Annotated in this window: 16 protein-coding genes; all 16 read right to left on the reverse strand. The window is 54.2% G+C overall.

From position 1 onward, the window contains the following. Positions 1–49: 49 nt before the first annotated feature. The gene (murD, locus tag EH198_RS11425) at positions 50–1471 is read right to left on the reverse strand and encodes a UDP-N-acetylmuramoyl-L-alanine--D-glutamate ligase (protein ID WP_124695671.1); all 1422 of its coding nucleotides are present in this window, start codon (positions 1469–1471) and stop codon (positions 50–52) included. Positions 1472–1474: 3 nt separating this feature from the next. Beyond that, positions 1475–2440 carry a phospho-N-acetylmuramoyl-pentapeptide-transferase gene (gene mraY, locus EH198_RS11430; protein WP_124695672.1) on the reverse strand — a complete coding sequence of 322 codons (966 nt, stop codon included), beginning with the start codon at positions 2438–2440 and terminating at the stop codon, positions 1475–1477. Between the two features lie 21 nt (positions 2441–2461). Then, entirely contained in the window at positions 2462–3865 is a 1404-nt protein-coding gene (locus EH198_RS11435; protein WP_124695673.1) for a UDP-N-acetylmuramoyl-tripeptide--D-alanyl-D-alanine ligase, read from the reverse strand. After that, positions 3862–5349 (reverse strand): UDP-N-acetylmuramoyl-L-alanyl-D-glutamate--2,6-diaminopimelate ligase, encoded by a 1488-nt coding sequence (locus EH198_RS11440; RefSeq protein ID WP_124695674.1) that lies wholly within the window; start codon positions 5347–5349, stop codon positions 3862–3864. Before EH198_RS11440 ends, EH198_RS11435 begins: the two co-directional genes overlap by 4 nt. A 41-nt stretch (positions 5350–5390) precedes the next feature. After that, a complete protein-coding gene (locus EH198_RS11445; RefSeq protein ID WP_124695816.1) occupies positions 5391–7316 on the reverse strand; it encodes a stage V sporulation protein D in 1926 nt (641 codons plus the stop codon). 82 nt (positions 7317–7398) lie between these two features. Continuing rightward, positions 7399–9672, reverse strand: a complete 2274-nt coding sequence (locus tag EH198_RS11450; RefSeq protein ID WP_124695675.1) for a penicillin-binding transpeptidase domain-containing protein — start codon at positions 9670–9672, stop codon at positions 7399–7401. 71 nt (positions 9673–9743) lie between these two features. Continuing rightward, complete coding sequence (locus EH198_RS11455; RefSeq protein WP_124695676.1) at positions 9744–10109, reverse strand: hypothetical protein; 366 nt, start codon at positions 10107–10109, stop codon at positions 9744–9746. A 24-nt stretch (positions 10110–10133) separates the two neighbouring features. Continuing rightward, entirely contained in the window at positions 10134–11087 is a 954-nt protein-coding gene (gene rsmH, locus EH198_RS11460) for a 16S rRNA (cytosine(1402)-N(4))-methyltransferase RsmH (RefSeq protein ID WP_124695677.1), read from the reverse strand. A 33-nt stretch (positions 11088–11120) separates the two neighbouring features. Then, entirely contained in the window at positions 11121–11558 is a 438-nt protein-coding gene (mraZ, locus tag EH198_RS11465; RefSeq protein WP_124695678.1) for a division/cell wall cluster transcriptional repressor MraZ, read from the reverse strand. Between the two features lie 55 nt (positions 11559–11613). Continuing rightward, on the reverse strand, positions 11614–11805 hold the full coding sequence (locus tag EH198_RS24890; protein WP_148091499.1) for a hypothetical protein: 192 nt from the start codon (positions 11803–11805) through the stop codon (positions 11614–11616). 217 nt (positions 11806–12022) lie between these two features. Continuing rightward, on the reverse strand, positions 12023–13294 hold the full coding sequence (locus EH198_RS11470) for an adenosylhomocysteinase (RefSeq protein ID WP_124695679.1): 1272 nt from the start codon (positions 13292–13294) through the stop codon (positions 12023–12025). 37 nt (positions 13295–13331) lie between these two features. Beyond that, positions 13332–14960, reverse strand: a complete 1629-nt coding sequence (gene bshC / locus EH198_RS11475) for a bacillithiol biosynthesis cysteine-adding enzyme BshC (RefSeq protein ID WP_124695680.1) — start codon at positions 14958–14960, stop codon at positions 13332–13334. Between the two features lie 216 nt (positions 14961–15176). Then, positions 15177–16097 carry an ABC transporter ATP-binding protein gene (locus EH198_RS11480; protein WP_124695681.1) on the reverse strand — a complete coding sequence of 307 codons (921 nt, stop codon included), beginning with the start codon at positions 16095–16097 and terminating at the stop codon, positions 15177–15179. Next, on the reverse strand, positions 16094–17089 hold the full coding sequence (locus EH198_RS11485; protein ID WP_124695682.1) for an ABC transporter ATP-binding protein: 996 nt from the start codon (positions 17087–17089) through the stop codon (positions 16094–16096). The genes EH198_RS11480 and EH198_RS11485 overlap by 4 nt, the downstream gene beginning before the upstream one ends. Before the next feature lie 13 nt (positions 17090–17102). Next, positions 17103–18050 (reverse strand): ABC transporter permease, encoded by a 948-nt coding sequence (locus EH198_RS11490; protein ID WP_124695683.1) that lies wholly within the window; start codon positions 18048–18050, stop codon positions 17103–17105. A gap of 3 nt (positions 18051–18053) precedes the next feature. Then, on the reverse strand, positions 18054–18986 hold the full coding sequence (locus EH198_RS11495; protein ID WP_124695684.1) for an ABC transporter permease: 933 nt from the start codon (positions 18984–18986) through the stop codon (positions 18054–18056). Between the last annotated feature and the right edge of the window lie 232 nt (positions 18987–19218).

The following is a 19218-nucleotide window of genomic DNA, read 5'->3' on the forward strand; positions in this document are numbered from 1 at the left end:
GAGCACACCTCTTGCATCGTAGTGGAGGCTTATCCAATCGCCCCCCTACTTACAGATTATGCACCGCCTCTTTAAAAATACGCCCGCGCTCTTCATAGGATGTGAACATGTCCCAACTGGCGCAGGCGGGCGACAGCAGTACCACATCCCCCTCTTCGGCGAGGGCGGCGGCTTCCCGCACGGCCTTTTGCAGCACCGAGGCGGCGCTGTCTTCATTATCGACCGTGACAACCGTCTTTAACCCGGCGAGCTTCGCGACATGCGCGAGCTTGTCCTTCGTCTGCCCTAGGACCACCATCGCTTTGACGCGCCCTTCAAGGACCGGAACCAGCTCCAAGTAATCGGAGCCGCGGTCAAGCCCTCCGGCGATCAGCACGATCGGCTGGCGGAACGAGGTGAGCGCCATCGACGTCGCCTTGGAGTTGGTCGCTTTGGAATTGTTGTAATACGCCGCGCCGCCCTTGCCCGCGACGTATTCCAGCCGGTGCTCCACGCCGCGGAAGGAAGCCAGCGTTTCGGCGAGTCCTGCAGGGTCCGCCCCGGCGGCAATCGCGACGGCGCAGGCCGCCAGCGCGTTCTCCACGTTAAAGCGGCCGGGAAGTCCGATGGAGGCCACCTCGGCGATCACCGTATCGCTCTCCGTATAGTCGCGGTAGACAATGACCCGGTTCAGATCGTCCTCGGTACCCGGCACGAAGGAGGGACGGACAAACACGCCCTGCACCAGTTCTTCCGTCATCGAAAACGGCAGAATAACCCCCTTGATATAGGGCACAAGCTCTCTGCAATATGAATCGTCCCAATTAAGCACTGCCGTATCGCCCGCTCCCTGATTGGCGAACAGCTTCGCTTTGGAAGCCACGTAATCGCTCATATCGCCGTGGTAGTCGAGGTGAGTCTCGGCCACATTCAGCAGACAGCCCACTTTGGGCCGGAATTCTTCCGTCCCTTTAAGCTGAAAGCTGCTCAGTTCCACGACCATCCAGTTGTCCGGGGAAGCTTCCTGAGCCGCCTGGCAGAGCGGAGTGCCGATATTTCCGGCCACAATCGGCTTCATACCGGCGGCTTCCAGCATTTTTCCTACCCAGGTTGTTGTGGTCGTCTTGCCATTGGACCCGGTAATGCCGATGATCGGCGCCGCGCACAGATGATAGGCTACCTCAACCTCCGTCACCACCTCGATGCCCAGCTCCAGCGCTTTGCGGACCGGCGCAACGCTGTACGGAATGCCTGGATTCTTCACGACGAGCCGCACGCCTTCGTGAATGAGTCCGTCCGGATGGCCACCGCATATAACAGAAATTCCCAAAGACTCCAGTTCGGAAGCTTCGGGACATTGTTCTCTCTCTTTTTTGTCGTTCACCGTGACGACGGCGCCGCGCTCATGCAGCACCTTGGCCACCTGAACGCCGCTCTTCGCAAGCCCTAGAACGATCGTCTCTTCACCGCGGTACTTATCCGGATGTTTCATTTTCTACAACCCCTTGCTGATATAAAGTCCCAGGCCGGCCAGCACAATGCCTACCGCCCAGAAGGTAATGACGACACGCCATTCCGACCAGCCGCCAAGCTCGTAGTGATGATGGATCGGGCTCATTCTGAAAATACGCTTGCCGCGTGTCTTGAAAGACGCGACCTGCAAAACGACGGACAGCATCTCAATGACAAAGACGCCGCCGATTACTACAAACAGAAGCTCTGTTTTGGTGACAATGGCAATAGCGCCGAGAGCGCCGCCAATGCCGAAGGAGCCGAAATCTCCCATAAACACCTTGGCAGGATGGGCATTGAACACCAGAAAGCCTAGTACCGCACCAATCATCGCCGCCGCACATACTCCAGCCGCAATTGAAGTGGCCTGCATGGCCACTACGGCAAAAGCAGCGAGCGCAATGGCGCTGACGCCCGATAACAATCCATCTACTCCATCGGTAAAATTGACCGCATTGGTTACAGCCATCATCATGAGGATAATAAACGGATAGTAGAACCAGCCGCCCCAGTCAAAGCTGATGGCTGTGCCCGGGATGCTGATGCTTGTATTGTGTCCGGCGGAAATCAGCAGGCCGCATATAACGGCGCCCACCAATAACTGTCCAAACAGCTTTTGCCGCGGCGTCAGTCCGAGGGAGCGTTTAAAGACGATTTTGATATAATCATCCAGGAAACCGACCAGGCCATAGCCAAGCGCGGATACCAGAAGGACATAAAAGTCCGTATTTACAACTGAAAATTTCAGAAAAGACAAGGCGAACGCCAGCATGATGATGATTCCGCCCATCGTAGGCGTTCCTGCTTTTTTTAAATGAGTTTGAGGCCCGTCGTCGCGGACCTGCTGTCCGAATTTCATGCGGCGCAGCAGCGGAATGATGAGCGGAGCGGCAATCACCGCAAGGATAAAGGATACAGCGATAGTCAGAAGCAGCAGTTGATAATCCACGGGTTCACCCTCTCCAAATCTTTAACTTTGATCAAAATGGGCATGCAGACGCTGAAGCGATTCTTCCAGCCTCATTCCTCTGGATGCCTTAAACAGCACGATATCTTTAGGATCTGTCTTCTTAAGAAGGAGATCGGTCATTTCGGACTTGTCGGTAAAAGCGTACACCCGGTCCGGACCGAACCGCAGCGCAGCAGCCTCGGCCAGATGTGCGGAGAGCGGCCCGTATGCAAAGACAAGGTCGACTTTCTCCGGGTCCAGATAGGCCCCGACTTCCGCATGGAAGGCGGCTTCGTCCGGCCCAAGCTCAAGCATGTCCCCCAGTACCGCAATTTTGGCGCCTGCACCCTTCATAGACTGAAGCACATCGATCGCGGCTTTCATCGACGTTGGACTGGCATTGTACGCATCGTTCAGCAGCGTAAGGCCGGAGGATGCGTGGATCAACTCGATCCGCATTCCGGTCAGCTTGAGCCTGCCGAGGCCGGCAGCCATCTCCACTTCGTTCACTCCGTAATGGCTTGCCACCGCCATCGCAGCCAGACTGTTCACGACATTATGCCTGCCGGGCAGCGGGAGCGTGAAGACATGCTCGCCGTGAAGGCTTGAAGTGAACGTCGTTCCGCTCTCATGCGCCATAATTCCTGTCGGATAATCGTCATTGCCGGTCCCAAGTCCGAAACGGAACGTCCGCAGATCTTCCGGCGCCGCAAACCCCGGCTCGCCCATCACCTCGGCAAGCAGCGGCTCATCCCCGTTATAAATGAGCAGGCCGCCGGGTTTAAGCCCTTCGGCGATTTCCAGCTTCGCCCGCGCGATTTCCTTGCGCGAGCCCAGCTGGAGAAGATGCGATTCGCCCACATTGGTAATGACGGCCGTGTCGGGCTGAGCCAGGGACGAAAGCAGGGAGATTTCCCCCCGCGAGCTCATGCCCATCTCCAGCACGGCGATTTCCGTATTGGCCGCCATGGACAGGACGGTGAGCGGCAGGCCGATATGGTTATTGAAATTCCCCTGCGTCTTGTGTACTTTGAACCGCGTCTCAAGCAGAGCGGTAATGATATCCTTGGTCGTCGTCTTCCCGTTGCTGCCGGTGACGGCGACAACGCGCGGAGCCACTTCCTTAAGATAAGCGGATGCCAGGCGCTGCAGCGCGTCCAGCGTGTCGTCCACCAGAACCGCATTTCCTTGCGGAGCAGCGCCTTTATTCCGCGTCCACAGCGTTGCGGCTGCTCCTACTTTCAGAGCGGACTCGCTGTAATCATGTCCGTCAAAGCTGTCGCCGACCAGAGGCACGAACAGGCAGCCGGGCGTAATTTTACGGGAGTCGGTAACAACTCCCGTAGCTTCCGCATCGGCTGCGCTGCCTGGGGACAGCTCGCCCCCGCACATGGCGGCAATGCTTTGCAGTGTTCTTGTAATCAATGGCTTCTACCCCTTATGGCTTCTTTGGCGACGATGCGGTCATCGAAATCGAGAACGGCGCCGCCAATCAGTTGGTAGGTCTCATGACCTTTCCCCGCAATCAATACTACATCGCCGGGGCTTGCCACATCAATAGCTTTCCCGATTGCTTCGCGCCGGTCAACAATCAGCTCATACCGGCTGCGGTCCACACCGTCATCGATCAACCCTGCTTCGATGTCCTTCAAAATGGTCTCCGGATCTTCGGTCCGCGGGTTATCGGAAGTGACAAGAATGTGATCGCTGTAATTGGCGGCGATTTTGCCCATCAGCGGCCGTTTCGTCCGGTCGCGGTCGCCGCCGCAGCCGAAGACGGTCAGCACTTTCCCCTCCGCAAATTCCCGGACCGTGCGAAGCACATTTTCCAGTCCGTCCGGAGTATGCGCATAATCCACAACGACCGCGTACGGCTGGCCTTCGTCCACCGACTCCACGCGACCGCTCACGCCCGGCACCGCTTCAAGGCTTGCCTTGATATCCGCAAGCGGAACTTCCTCCAGCAGGGCGGCCGTTATGGCGGCAAGCGCGTTGTACACATTGAATTTGCCTACCATTTTCAGCGAAATATCGGCTTCTCCCTTAAAGGTATCCACGTGAAATGAGGTGCCTTTGGCCGTAATGGAAATTTGCGAAGCGCGGACGTTGGCGTCATTGTCTATCCCGTATGTAATGATTTCCGCCGCTGTCTGGGCCGCAAAGTAAGAGCTAGCCGCGTCGTCCGCATTCAGTACGGCGTATTTGCGTTCTTCTTTCCAGGGGGAAATTGCATTTCCGAGTCTGGAGAAGAACAGTCCCTTCGCCGCACGATACTCTTCCATCGTATGATGATAATCCAAATGATCCTGTGTCAAATTGGTGAAAATAGCGGTGCGGAAATCCGTCCCTTTTACCCGCCCCTGTTCGAGCGCATGCGAGGAAACCTCCATCACGCAGCACTGCACGCCCTTGGAAACCATGTCGTTCAGCGAACGCTGAAGCTCAAGAGACTCCGGCGTCGTACGGGGCATCGGATAGCTGACCCCGCCGTAACGCATTTGAATCGTCCCGATGAGCCCCGTCTTTACACCGTGATCCTCCAAAATGCGTTCGATCAGATAGGTTGTCGTCGTCTTTCCGTTTGTTCCGGTAACACCGATCATTTTCATCCGGCTGCTGGGCGACCCGAAGAACGCACCCGCCAGAACGGACATCGCAAACCGGCTGTCATCGACTACGATCTGCGGCAGATTGATATCGAGCTTGCGTTCCACAACAAGCGCCGCCGCACCGCTTGATGCCGCCTGCGGCGCAAATTCATGCCCATCTACGGTAAAGCCGGGGAGGCAGATGAACAAATCTCCGGGCTTTACCTTCCGGGAATCAGCCTGCAAATCGGTAATCTCGGTTTCGCCGTTCCCAAATAAATGCGAAACCGCCAGACAAGAAGACAGTTCTTCAAGTTTCATCTCAATCCCTCGCTCTATTGTATCGAATAATCTCTTTATCATTATGGACTGGAAGAGCCCATATAAATCCTGATCGTCGATCCCCGTTCCACTCTTGTTCCCGGTTTGGGAGCCTGATTGATGACCGTATCTCCGGTGCCGGAACGGACAAGGTTGAAATTCATATTCATATCCTCGTAAATATCCTGTACCGTGGCGCCTACGAGGTCCGGTACGGTGTCGATCGGCGTCTCCCCGAGCTTGTAGGCTTTGGGCAGTTGGTCCGCCCGCTTAGGCACCTTCATATAATGCAGGGAATCCTCCAGAATGTTCTGCACAATCGGCGCGGCCACGACGCCGCCAAACTGAATTCCTTTCGGATTGTCCACCGCGGTGTAAACGACAATTTGCGGATCATCCGCCGGCGCGAAGCCGATAAATGAAACGATATGCTCCGTCGCGGAATACCGTCCGTTAATGACTTTTTGCGCGGTCCCCGTCTTGCCGCCGACACGGTAGCCGTCAATGAACGCCGGCCGGCCGGTTCCTTTGGCGACGACACTCTCCAGCGCCTCGCGCACCTTCCGGGACGTTTCTTCCGTGATGACCTGCCGTTCCATCTCGGGCTTGATCTCGGATACGGTCTGACCGGTATCCGGATTGATCCACGCTTTGGCGACATGCGGTTTATACAGCTTCCCGCCGTTGATGGCCGCCGATACCGCCGCGATCTGCTGGATCGGCGTCACCGATACGCCCTGTCCGAAGGCCGTGGTCGCCAGTTCGACCGGACCGACCTGCTTTGGCTTGAACAGGATGCCGTTCTCCTCGCCGTTTAAGTCGATTCCCGTTTTGCTGCCGAAGCCGAAATTGCGGATATATTGGAACAGCGTATCTTTTCCGAGCCTCTGTCCGAGGGCGACAAAACCGGGATTGCAGGAATTTTCGACCACCTGCAGGAATGTCTCGCTGCCGTGGCCGCCTTTTTTCCAGCAGCGCAGCTTCGCTCCGCCCACCTCAATAAAGCCGGGATCATAGAAGCGTTCATTCTTCAAATCAACCTTATTCTCGTTGAGCGCAGCCGCGAGCGTAATGATTTTGAACGTCGAACCGGGCTCGTATGTCATCCATATCGGCAGGTTCCGGTTATATATCGCGGAATCATACTCCTTGTACTGCCCCGGCTCATATCCCGGGCGGCTTGCCATCGCGAGGATCTCCCCGTTCTTCGGATTCATGGCGATCGCCCAGCTCGCATTGGCCTGATATTTGACCATGGCCTGATCGAGTTCCCTCTCCATGATGGATTGAATCTGCTTGTCGATGGTCAATTCCAGATTCAGACCGTCCTGCGGCTTTGCGTATTTCTCGGAAGAGCCGGGCATCAGCCGTCCGCCCGCATCGGACAAATACGAAATGTTTCCGCCGATTCCTTTCAGCAGCTTCTCATAAACGCTTTCGATCCCCGTAATCCCCTGATTGTCAATGCCGGTGAATCCGAGGATATGCGCCGCCAGATCTCCATAAGGGTAAAACCGTTTGCTGTCCTCAGCCACAACGATGCCCGGCAGCTGCAAATCACGAATGTCCCCGGCAAGCTCCATCGTAATTTTGCGTCCGCCGGGCTGCAGTCTCACCGTGGATTCACGTTTTGATAACAAGGTCACCAGCTTATCCTGCGTCATTCCCAGAAGAGGGGCCAGCTTCATCGCTGTCCCTTCCTTGTCCTTAACCTGCACCGGAATAGCGTACACGGTCGGCGAGCTGATGTTATAGGCCAGCGGAATCCCTTCGCGGTCCAGGATTTCGCCGCGTTTGGCCGTAAAAGGGATGTTCCGGCGCCACGAATCCTCCGCCTTGGCCGACAGTTCTTCGCCCTTGGACAGCTGTACATAGGCAAGACGCAAGACCAGAGCTATAAACAACACGGCAAGCCCCAGCAAAGTCCACAACATCCGCCGCCGCGACACGACTTTCGAAACTTTCATTTCCGTCATCCCCGCTTTCCCTGCAATAGACATGTTCTCTTTCCTTCATGACTATTCAGGACAAACAGGGCTTAGAACAAGCCTAATTCGAGGAAGCGGCATTCTCTCCGGTATTCAAATCCGAAGTTGATTCGGAAGCTGATTCGGAAGTCGGTTGGGTGCTTGGGTCGCCCGCTTCAGTTGACACTGTATCGGATTCTTCCCCCATTTGCTCATCGGGCTTCAGGGTCAGGGTGACTTTCGTTTTGCCGTTATTTACGGACTCCTGCTGCTTCGAGACGTACCCTTCTCCATCGACCTGGATACCCACCTTCAGCAAGGTTAGCACTTCAAGCGCATCCCGAAGCGATTCGCCGCGCAGATCGGGGATGGTCGGCTTATCCCCCTGCTCGCTGAGCAGGTATACCTTCTGCCCGGAGGACAGCGCCGTTCCTGCTGCGGGATACTGGCTGACCACGGACGGACCGCCGCCGACGCTTTCGAAGTCAAATCCCTGGTCGATAAGCAGTTCTTTGGCCGACTTCATCGTCTGGCCGACCAGGTTTGGAGCAGTCCGCGCAGACACCGCATTATCTCCGGACTTCTTTCCGTTCTTGTCCGTTTCCGCGTACACTTTGGGGACACCCATATATTCCAAAGACTGGGAGACAATCTTCTGGAACACCGGCGCCGCCGCCGTGCCCCCTCCGACGTCTCCTTTCGGCTCGTCCATAATGACGATGACCGAAATCTTGGGATCATTGACCGGAGCATAACCTATGAAGGAGACTAAATTCTTGGTGCGATCATACTCTCCATTGGCACCCACTTTGATCGCCGTACCGGTCTTGCCGGCCACCCGGTAGCCTTCAATATAAGCGTGTCGGCCGGTTCCGATTTTCTGGTCGGCGACAACCTGCTCCAGATAACTCCCCGTTTTCCTGGCGCTATCTGCCGATATGACCTGACGAATAACTTCCGGCTTCGTAACGGTCGTCTTCCCGGTATTGGGGTCTTCGATTTCCTTCACCATATGCGGTTTCATTAACTTACCGCCGTTGGCGACGGCCGATACCGCTGCAAGCTGCTGAATCGGCGTAACCTGAACTTTCCCGTGACCATAGGCTAGAGTAGCGAATTCAACCGGCCACTCTGGGGTAATTCTTCCTTTGACCTCTCCGGGAAGGTCGATGCCGGTCTTGTCATCAAAACCGAAATTATCGATATATTGTATAAGCTTGTCTCTTCCCAGCATTTCATAGCCCAGCTTAACAAAGCCTACGTTACTGGAATGCTTCACGCCATCCAGGTAAGTAATTTCCCCCCAGCCTCCGCGCAAATCATTAAGACGCCGTTTGCCGATCATGATATAGCCTGACTGAAATGTCGCATTTGGATCGAACAGCTTCTCCTGCACCGTCCCGGCCAGCGTGACTATTTTGAATGTCGACCCCGGCTCGTAAATGGACTTGATCGCATGGTTATAGAAGTCTCCCTGATCCTGAGTCTCCCAGTATTCATTAGGATTGAAGGTAGGCAGATTGGCCATGCCCAGAATCTCCATCGTGTTCGGATCGGCGGCGATTACCGTCATGCTCTTCGGTTGGTATTTCTCGTAGGCTTCCTTCATCGCATCTTCGATGTAATATTGAATCGTACTGTCGATCGTCAGCTTGAAATTGTCGCCGTTGACGACCGGCTTATACGTTTCCGCGGCATCGGGAAGTTTGACGCCTTTGCCGTCGCTCTGGTAATCGAGATAGCCGTCACTGCCCTTAAGCAGTTTGTCGTAGAAGTATTCCAGTCCGGCTACGGCATTGCCATCACGGTCCGTATACCCGAGAACATGGGCGGCCAGCGAGTTTTTGGGATAGTACCGTTTCTGGTCCTTAACCCAACCGATGCCGGTTTCGCGGATATCATGCTCCTTCTCCAACTTCTTCTCGAACTCGGTAATCTTGTTGGCAACTTCCTGATCGACCTTCCAGCCTTCGTTGCGGACCTCGCGATTCTTGTATAAATTGCCGTCCTTGTCCTTGGCATCGATCAGATCTTCAAGTTCCGGTACCGGCTTGTTCAAGATCCCATGCAGTCCCTCTACTACCTCGTCCCGGATGCCCAGCTCCTGAATTACGTCTGGCTCCACGACTACCGTATAGGCGGGCACGTCGCTGGCAAGCATGCTGCCGTTGCGGTCGGTAATTTGTCCGCGCTGTGCTTTGATGATCGTCGTATGCGCCCAAGTGTCCGCGGCCCTTTTTTGCCAGAAGTCCCCCTGCAGCACCTGAATCCAGAATACCCGTCCGACCAGAACAAGAAAAAAGAGGGTAATACATCCCCCTATGAACAGTGAACGAAGCTTTATTCTTTTTATCATACGCGAACCTCACAACCTCTATTTTACAATCCTGACGGCCGCTACCGGCTCATTTCAAACCCGGCTGGGCATTAGTTGTTCCGGGAAACGGTGATGCTGTCTTCCGGCACACTGTAACCCTGTTCCCGGGCTTTCATCGCCACCTGCTGCTCAAGATCCTGCTTCTCTTTCTGAAAGACGGCAATCTGCTTCTTGGCCTTTGAAATTTCCGCATCCAAATCTTGCGCCTGCTTGTTCAAATCGTAAATGTGGACATAGCGCCATACCAGAACGCTGGACACAAGGACGAATAAGGCAAGAGTCAGCAGATACAGAAGCTTTTCCTGCATAGGGAGCGTCGTTCGCCTTGTAACTACTTTAGTCTTTTCGCGGTAGCGCGGATTAACTTTCTGTTCCCTTTGTTGCTGCACTGCCAAATTGCCGCGGGTATACGCCATCTCTGACTCTCCTTTTATCGTCTTTTACAATTTCTCCGCAATGCGCAGCTTGGCAGAACGGGCACGAGGATTGAGTTTAAGTTCCTCTTCGCCGGGTATAAGCGGCTTGCGATTGATCAGTTTCACCTGGCCTTTCCCGCCGCACACACACAGCGGAAAATCCGGCGGGCACGTACAGCGGCCCACATAGCCGTTCAGGATTTGCTTGCAAATCCGGTCCTCCAGGGAATGGAACGTAATCACGGAAACTCTGCCTCCGGGAGCCAGACACCGCACAGACGCATGCAAGGCCTCTTCAAAAGCGCCCAATTCGTCGTTAACGGCAATGCGCAGCCCCTGAAAGCTTCGTTTGGCGGGATGTCCGCCCGTCCTGCGCGTCGCGGCCGGAATTGCCTCCTTGATTATATCGGCTAATTCCCCCGTACTTTCAATAGGGTTCACCGCTCTTCGCTCCACAATTTTTCCCGCGATCCGTCTGGAGAACTTCTCCTCTCCGTATTGGAACAGCACGCGCGCGATTTCCCGCTCCGGCCAAGTGTTGACGATTTCGGCAGCAGTCAATTCGGCGCTCCGGTCCATCCGCATATCGAGCGGAGCGTCATGGTTGTAACTGAAACCGCGCTCTCCTTCGTCAAACTGCGGGGAGGAAACACCGAGATCGAACAGAATTCCGTCCACCTGGGGGACGCCGTCTTTCTGCGGAACCGCCTGCAAAGACCCCAGCACTTCCTCCAAATCCCGAAAATTCGTCTTGACCAAAATGACTTTGTCTCCGAATGCGGCCAGCTTTTCCCTGGCGTTATCCAACGCCCAATCATCCTGATCGAGCGCGATCAGCCGTCCCTTGCTGCCCAAGCGGGAAGCGATCAGGGCACTGTGCCCGGCTCCTCCGAGCGTACAATCCACATAGATGCCGTCTTCTCTGACGCGCAAGCCTTCCGTCGCTTCTTCCTTTAGAACCGTGATGTGATGAAACAAGTTGCAGCCCTCCAAACAGTATTCGGTAAATAATTATAAATCAAAGTTGAAATCCACCAGCTTCTCGGCGATTTCGTTGAACGACTCCTCCGACTGCCCGAAGTACTGTTCCCAAAGCTCCTTGTTCCAGATTTCCACCCGGTTCGATACGCCCAGAATGACACATTCCTTGTCCAGCTTCGCATACTCTCGCAGATTGGCCGGCAGAGTCACCCTGCCCTGCTTGTCCCACTGGCATTCCGTCGCTCCCGAGAAAAAGAAGCGGCTGAACGCGCGGGCGTCGGACTTCATCAGCGGCAGACTTTTCAGCTTTTGTTCCATGATTCCCCATTCATCCATGGGATAAACGAAAAGACAGGAGTCGAGTCCGCGGGTCGCCACAAAAGAGGCTCCGAGCAGTTCACGAAATTTAGCCGGTATAATGATACGGCCTTTATCGTCAATGCTATGCTGGTATTCCCCCATAAACATTGGCTGCCCACTCCTTAATCCCCTCGGGTCCCCACTTCCCCCCACTTTTCACCACTTAAGCATAATAGATTCGTCGCCAAAAATCAAAAACCTTTTTCCGTTTTAAGGTATTTTCTTCCTGCGGCAAACTCTCCTCCAGCATGTCTATATTTGGCGGAAAATACGTTGGCAAGCGCCATGCGACATCAAACGGGGCATACCCTATCGAACCCGGATGAAAGACCTCTGGCGAAAAACCGCCGGTCACCGCTCAGGAGGGAGTTTCAGGGGCTAATTTATCAAAGCAGATGACGGAACCGAGCTTTATGTCGAAGAGACCGGTCAGGGGTTTCCTGTCACGAAAATCCGAAAAAATAAATGGTTCGAGTTTCCAGACCTCCACCCGGCCGCAAAAAAGCACCTCGCGCCAATGCAGGATTGGCCAAGGTGCAGTTGCTCGTTAAAGCTATTATTTTCGCCTCAAATTAATCGTTCAGGTTCCAGCTGTCGAGATAAGCGATCTGCTCCGGAGTCAGGGAGTCGATGCCCAGCCCCATGCTTTCCAGCTTGTAGCGGGCCACCTGCTCGTCCAGTTCATAAGGAACATTTTCGACTTTGACGCCGATCTCGCGGTAGCTGTCATTCACGTATTTTAGCGAGAGTGCCTGAAGCGCAAAGGTCATATCCATGATTTCCGCGGGATGCCCGTCCGCCGCGCCCAGATTAACGAGCCGCCCTTCGGCCAGCAGATACAGCTTGCGACCGTCCTTCAGCTGATACTCCTCGATATTTTTACGGACAACACGCTGCACTGCCGCTCTTTCCGCAAGCTCCGGCTTGTTGACCTCCACATCAAAATGGCCGGCGTTGCACATAATGGCTCCATCCTTCATCACATCGTAGTGCTCACCGCGGATGACGTAGCGGTTGCCCGTTACGGTAACGAAGAAATCGCCCAGCTTGGCTGCTTCCACCATCGGCATGACATGGAAACCGTCCATATGCGCCTCAACCGCCTTGATCGCGTCGACTTCCGTGACGACAACGTTGGCGCCGAGCCCTTTGGCCCGCATCGCCACGCCTTTGCCGCACCAGCCGTAACCGACTACAACGACCGTTTTGCCCGCCACCATCAGGTTGGTCGTGCGGATGATGCCGTCCCAGGCCGACTGTCCGGTGCCATAGCGGTTATCGAACAGATGCTTGCAGTAGGCATCGTTGACGGCAACCATCGGGAACTTCAGCACTCCTTGCTTCTGCAGAGCCTTCAGCCGAATGATGCCGGTCGTCGTCTCCTCCGCCCCGCCGCGGATATTCTCCATCAGGTCGGGCCGTTCGGAATGCAGCAGCGTCGCAAAATCGCCGCCATCATCGATAATGAGGTCAGGCTTACTTTCCAGCGCCTTGATGTTGAGCGCCTTAAATTCCTCGGGGGTCGGATTATACTTGGCAAATACGGTAATGCCGTCTTCCACAAGCGCGGCGCATACATCGTCCTGAGTGGAGAGGGGATTCGAGCCGGTAATCGTTACCTCCGCTCCGCCGGCCTGAACGACTTTGGCCAAATAAGCGGTTTTCGCTTCCAAATGCAGCGTGATCGATACTTTCAGCCCTTTGAACGGCTGCTCCGCTTCGAATTGCTCTCGGATACGGTTCAATACGGGCATATGCTGGCGAACCCAATCGATTTTGAGATGCCCCTCGGGAGCGAGCGACATATCGGCTACGATACTTTTTTGCCGGGATAAAGAACTCATTAAATAACCTCCTGATTATCGTATGTTGTTATTTCGCTTACATATATATAATGCGATGCGTTCCACTGTAATCCGCCGGAATCTCCATCAATTCGTCCAGCCAGGAAAGGCCGTACCGGTTCAAATAATACATGATATTGTAAACTCGTTCCTGGAGTCTGCCCAGAGGCATCAGCGAACGTTCAATCCGCTCCCACTGCCGCAGCGCGGCTTCGCTCTGCTTGGCCATCGCATCCTCTACTTTACCTTGCAAAAAGGAAATCTGATCCAGTATTTTTTCTTTATTGCTTCCGCCCAGCTTGATCAGACCGGCCTGGACCGTGCCGATTTGTTCAATAAGGGGATCGTACATGGCGGCAAAAGCAGCCTTGGTCTCTTCAAACCGTCTGCCAAGCTCCAGCTCATCCTGAGCCTCCAGCCACCGGCGCTTCTTCTCTTCGAGGCCTTCCAGAACATCGCCGAAAGCCAGCCCGTATTTCTCCAAATGCTTGTGCAGCGTACCTTCTACAATGGTAAAAGACATGCGGGGAATGATCAGCGGCATCCGCATTCCCATCTGACCAAAAGCCCGGCCCGTAATCCCCCAATACGATATCTCGCCCTGTCCCAGCACGGTTGCCAGTACAGGCAGAAGATAATCCTGCATAAGCGGACGGGTCAGCACGTTATTACTGAAGCGTTCGGGATGGCGGTCCAGAAGGTCCAGCAGTTCCTCGCGGGAAAAAGAAACCGTCCCCTTGCGGTCCGTGAATACGCCGTCCTTCTTGATTAGCAGCAGCCGCGCGCCTTCATGAATGTAAAAAAGGTTCGCTCCGCCTTCCGTCACATCAGCCTGAAGCTGAAATCCCCCAGCCTTAATATCGGCTGCCGTCCTGTGGTAGTCCGCTTCGAGAACCTCATTGTTCTCGATCAGCGAGCGGAAGAACGGCTGCTCCAGCCGCCGCAGCTCCGGGTCCGCCGAATCCAGCAGCACAAGACCGAACTTGCCGAACAGCGAGCCCATGATTTCCGCAAAAGCTGCGCTCATACTGCCGGTGCGGGCGGAGGTCCGCATAAGCTCCATCATTTCCGCCTTAAATTCGCTTTCTTGAAGCAGCTCTTCGAGCTGTTCAAGAGGCTGTCCCCAAGCCTCTTGCCCTACTTCAATATGGCTGACCGAGGAACGTCCCGTTTCCGGGGCCTCGATTTTCAATTTCGTTACTTCCCCCGAACGGTTCAGCACATACGTATGATTGACCTCGTCCCAGTCGTGGTCCTCTCCAGCAATCCAAAATAGCGGAACGACCGGCCGGTCCAGCTCCCGGCTCGCTTCTCTAGCGGCAAGGATGGCTGTGACCGCTTTATAGATGACAAGCAGCGGTCCCGTAAACAGGCCGCTTTGCTGCCCTCCGGCTACGACCAGCGTCTCCGGCCGTTCAAGCAGGTCAAGCGATTGCCTTACCGCTTCGTGGTTATTGTATTTTGCGTTATAGGCCCGCAGGACTTGCGTTAGCCTGCCACGGTCAGCCCGGGCGCCTGCGCTTTCATCCAGCCAGGCGGCTCGCTGCCGCTTGTTGTGGGGCATATGAAAATGACCGCCGTAGAAATGCGCCGCCGCCTCGTCGTTATCCATGAACCCGCGGGCGAGCGCCGGTCCGCCAGGCAGCGGCTCCGGTACAACATTCATCTCAGGTAGCCTCCTGTTCTCAAACTTCTTAAATGATTGTATCCAAAGGAACACGCCGCGTCAAAGCTCGTCCCCGAATTTCTTCATTAATATAAGAAGTCCAGCTTATGAATTCTAAAAAAACAAGGTTTCCGGCAGCTCTCTCAGAGAGGCCGGAAACCCCGGTGCTTTCATGCGTTTAACCTTTGGAACAAGAGACATTAACTGTACGGAGATTTATGCGAATGCCTTGGCTACCCAGTGGCCTTTCGAAACCTCAACCAGCTTCGTCTCTTCATCATTAGTCTTCTCGTCAGCCGCATAAATCGGGCTGGCAAGCTCGTCATGCATATGCAGCCGCTTCTTGTTGACCTCGATTTCCGGATCGGGAATCGGAATGGCCGACAGCAGCGTTTTCGTATACGGATGAAGCGGGTTGGCGTACAGCTCTTCACTTTCGGCCAGCTCGACCATTTTGCCCAAGTACATAACTGCTACACGGTCGCTGATATGCTTAACCATGGACAAATCATGCGCAATGAACAGATAAGTCAGACCCAGACGGTTTTGAAGCTCTTTCAGCAGGTTGACAACCTGGGCCTGGATCGAAACGTCAAGCGCCGAGATCGGTTCGTCGCAGACGATGAATTTCGGATTTACCGCAAGGGCGCGGGCAATTCCGATCCGCTGGCGCTGCCCGCCGGAGAATTCATGCGGATACCGGGTCGCATGGTCATGATTAAGGCCGACCATGTCGAGCAGCTCTTCGATCCGTTTTTTCCGTTCTGCGCGGCTTCCGGCCATGTTATGAATGTCCAGCGCTTCGCCGATGATGTCCTGTACCGTAAAGCGCGGGTTGAGCGACGCATACGGGTCCTGGAAAATCATCTGCATATCGCGGCGCATGGCTTTCATTTTGCCGGGAGACAGATTGTAAATATCCGTGCCGTTAAACTTGACGCTTCCTGCAGTCGGTTCGTACAGACGCAGGACCGTGCGGCCTGCCGTCGTCTTGCCGCAGCCGGACTCGCCAACCATACCCAGTGTCTCGCCTTCCCGAATCGAGAAGCTGATGTTATCAACCGCTTTGAGCACTTTGCCTTTGCCTACATTGAAATATTTCTTAAGGCCATCGACCTCAATCAATTGCTTGCTCAAGAGCGTTGCACCTCCTTGGCCATCGCATGCAGATTCCAGCAGCGCGCGGAATGCGTGTCGCTGAATTCCGTAGCGTCCGGATCAATTCTTTCACAGATCGCCATCGCTTCGCTGCAGCGCGCGGTGAACGGGCAGCCGATCGGCGGTTTAATCAGATCGGGCGGCGTGCCGACGATCGGAATTAGAGGCTCGCCTTTCTTTTGATCCAGACGCGGCATCGAACGAAGAAGACCCTTCGTGTACGGATGCTGCGGATTCTTAAAGATTTCCCATCTTGTACCCGTCTCTACCACTTCACCCGCATACATGACGATAACCCGGTCGCACATGCCTGCGACAACCCCGAGGTCATGCGTGATCAGAATAATGGAGGTGCCGAGCTTTTGCTGCATATCCTTCATAACGTCCATGATCTGAGCCTGGATCGTAACGTCGAGAGCCGTTGTCGGCTCGTCCGCAATGAGCAGCGCCGGACGGCAGGCAAGCGCAATCGCGATCATGACACGCTGGCGCATACCGCCGGAAAATTCATGGGGATATTGATAAAAGCGGGCCTCGGCATTCTTGATGCCGACAAGCTTCAACATATCGATGCCTTGCTTGGTAGCTTCGGCCGCTGACATTTTCTGATGTTTGATCAATACTTCCGTGATTTGCTTGCCTACTTTAATCGTAGGGTTCAGTGAGGTCATCGGGTCTTGAAATATCATGCCAATGTCTTTGCCGCGAATAGCTTCCATTTCTTTCATACTCTTCTTCAGAAGATCTTGTCCCTGGAAAATAATTTCGCCCTTCTTCACTTTGGACGGCGGCGAAGGAATCAGCCGCATAATTGATTGGGCGGTAACGCTTTTTCCGCTGCCGGACTCACCGACGATCGCTACCGTTTCCCCTTTGCCAATCTCGAAATTCATACCGCGGACGGCCTGTACTTCACCGCCCTTTACAAAAAACGAAACATGCAAATCTTTAACCTCTAAAATCGGGTCCATTATCGTTCACCTCCTATTTCTTCAATTTAGGATCAAGGGCGTCGCGAAGACCGTCGCCGAAAATGTTAAAGGCCAGCATAGTGATACTGATCAGAATTGCCGGGAACAGCATGCGCCACGGGAATGCCAGCCAGCCGGTCAATGCATCGCTGATCATCGAGCCGAGCGAGGCTTTAGGGGCCTGCACGCCGAGTCCGAGGAAGCTCAGGAAAGCTTCGGCAAAAATCGCGTTCGGAACGGACAGGGTAACCGTTACAATGATAGGCCCAACAGCGTTCGGCAGCAAATGCTTGAACAGCAACCGCTTGGAACCGGCGCCCATCGAGCGGGAAGCCAGCACGAACTCGCGGTTCTTAAGCTGCATAATCTCGCCGCGCACAATCCATGCCATGTTAATCCAGCCCGTAATCGTCAGCGCCAGAATAATCGTCCAAAGGCTTGGCTCCAGTACGACCAGCAGCAGGATAACGGTCAGCAGATAAGGAATGGAATACAGAACTTCGGAAATCTTGTTCATGATGCTGTCCGTACGACCGCCGAAGAATCCCATAATTCCACCGTAAATTACACCGATTAGAAGGTCGATCAAGGCTGCGGCCAGACCTACGATCAAGGAAATACGAGCACCGTACCAGGTGCGGACGAATACATCGCGGCCCAGATCATCGGTGCCGAACCAATGCTCGCCGTTTGGAGGCTGGTTCGTGTTCAGCAAATCATTGGAATAATAATTGAACTTGGTAATATGCGGTCCGATAATTGCGCCAATAATAACCAATACCAGCAGTCCGAGCGAAGCCATTGCCATTTTGTTCTGGCGCAGCCGCTGCCAGGCATCCTGCCAAGCTGACAAGCTCTCGCGCTGAATGACTTCCGCCTGCTTCTCGTCCACGCCGATCTTGCGGAAATCTTCGGGCTTCAGATTGACGCCCTGCGGAACCCTATGTTGTTCAGTTGCCACTCTTTAGCCCTCCTTTCCTCCGGTCAGTTTAATGCGCGGATCTACGAAGACATACGCAACGTCCGTAATAAAGCGCGCAACCATCAACAGAAGTCCGTAAAATATCGTAATCCCCATAATAATCGGATAATCGCGTACACTTATCGCTTCGACGAACTGCTTACCAATGCCCCCGATCCCGAAAATCTGCTCGATTACGACGGACCCGGTAACAATGTTGGCCGTCATCGGTCCCATATAAGTTACGACCGGCATAATACCGTTGCGGAGTACGTGGCGGAACAGGATGACTCCCCAGCTAAGGCCTTTGGCCTTCGCCGTCTTGATATAATCCGCATGCAGCACTTCAAGCATGCTTGAACGGGTCAGCCTCGCGATGAACGCAATCGGCTGCGCCGACAGCGCTGCTACCGGAAGAACATAATCCAGCGGATCATTAAAGCCCATAACATCAACCCAGCCCAGCTTGGAAGCAAAAACATACTGCAGCACCGTTGCAAGCACAAAGCTTGGCACCGCAATCCCGAGCACTGCGAGAACCATCGCCGCGGTGTCGATAAATTTCCGGTGGTACAGCGCAGCAAGCATTCCGAGCAGTATGCCGACAATAACCGACACGATAATGGCGACAAGCCCCAGCTTGAGCGAAGCGGAGAACGTCTGACCGATAATGTGCGACACGTCTTGGTTCATTCGTTTCATGGAAACTCCAAAATCACCCTGAATGATGTTACCCAAATATTTGATATACTGCTGGGAGACGGGCTTGTCCAGACCGTATTGTTCATACAGCCGCTGGCGGATTTCGTCCGGAATTTTCTTCTCGGATGTAAACGGATCACCCGGAATGGCTTTCATCAGGAAAAACGTGGCCGAGATCAGCACAAATAGCGAAACCAGCATATAAAAAAACTTATTGGCAACATAGCGTACCATGCCCGTCAACACCTCCTTCGACAAATTTTTCACACCTAATAAGATTTTATGAAAAAATTAACCAGTTGTCCATTTTCTATATTTGTAAATTACCCATAATATTCACAAGTCAACTGACACATAAGAAAAGCACCGATAGGTGCCCTTTCGAGATGTCGTCGAATCCTTCATTACCGGTATCTTTTCTTGCGATCAAAGAATGGTTCAGCTTCGCTGGACACTTATACATTCT

The organism is Paenibacillus rhizophilus (genome assembly GCF_003854965.1).
Lineage (GTDB): Bacteria > Bacillota > Bacilli > Paenibacillales > Paenibacillaceae > Paenibacillus_AQ > Paenibacillus_AQ rhizophilus.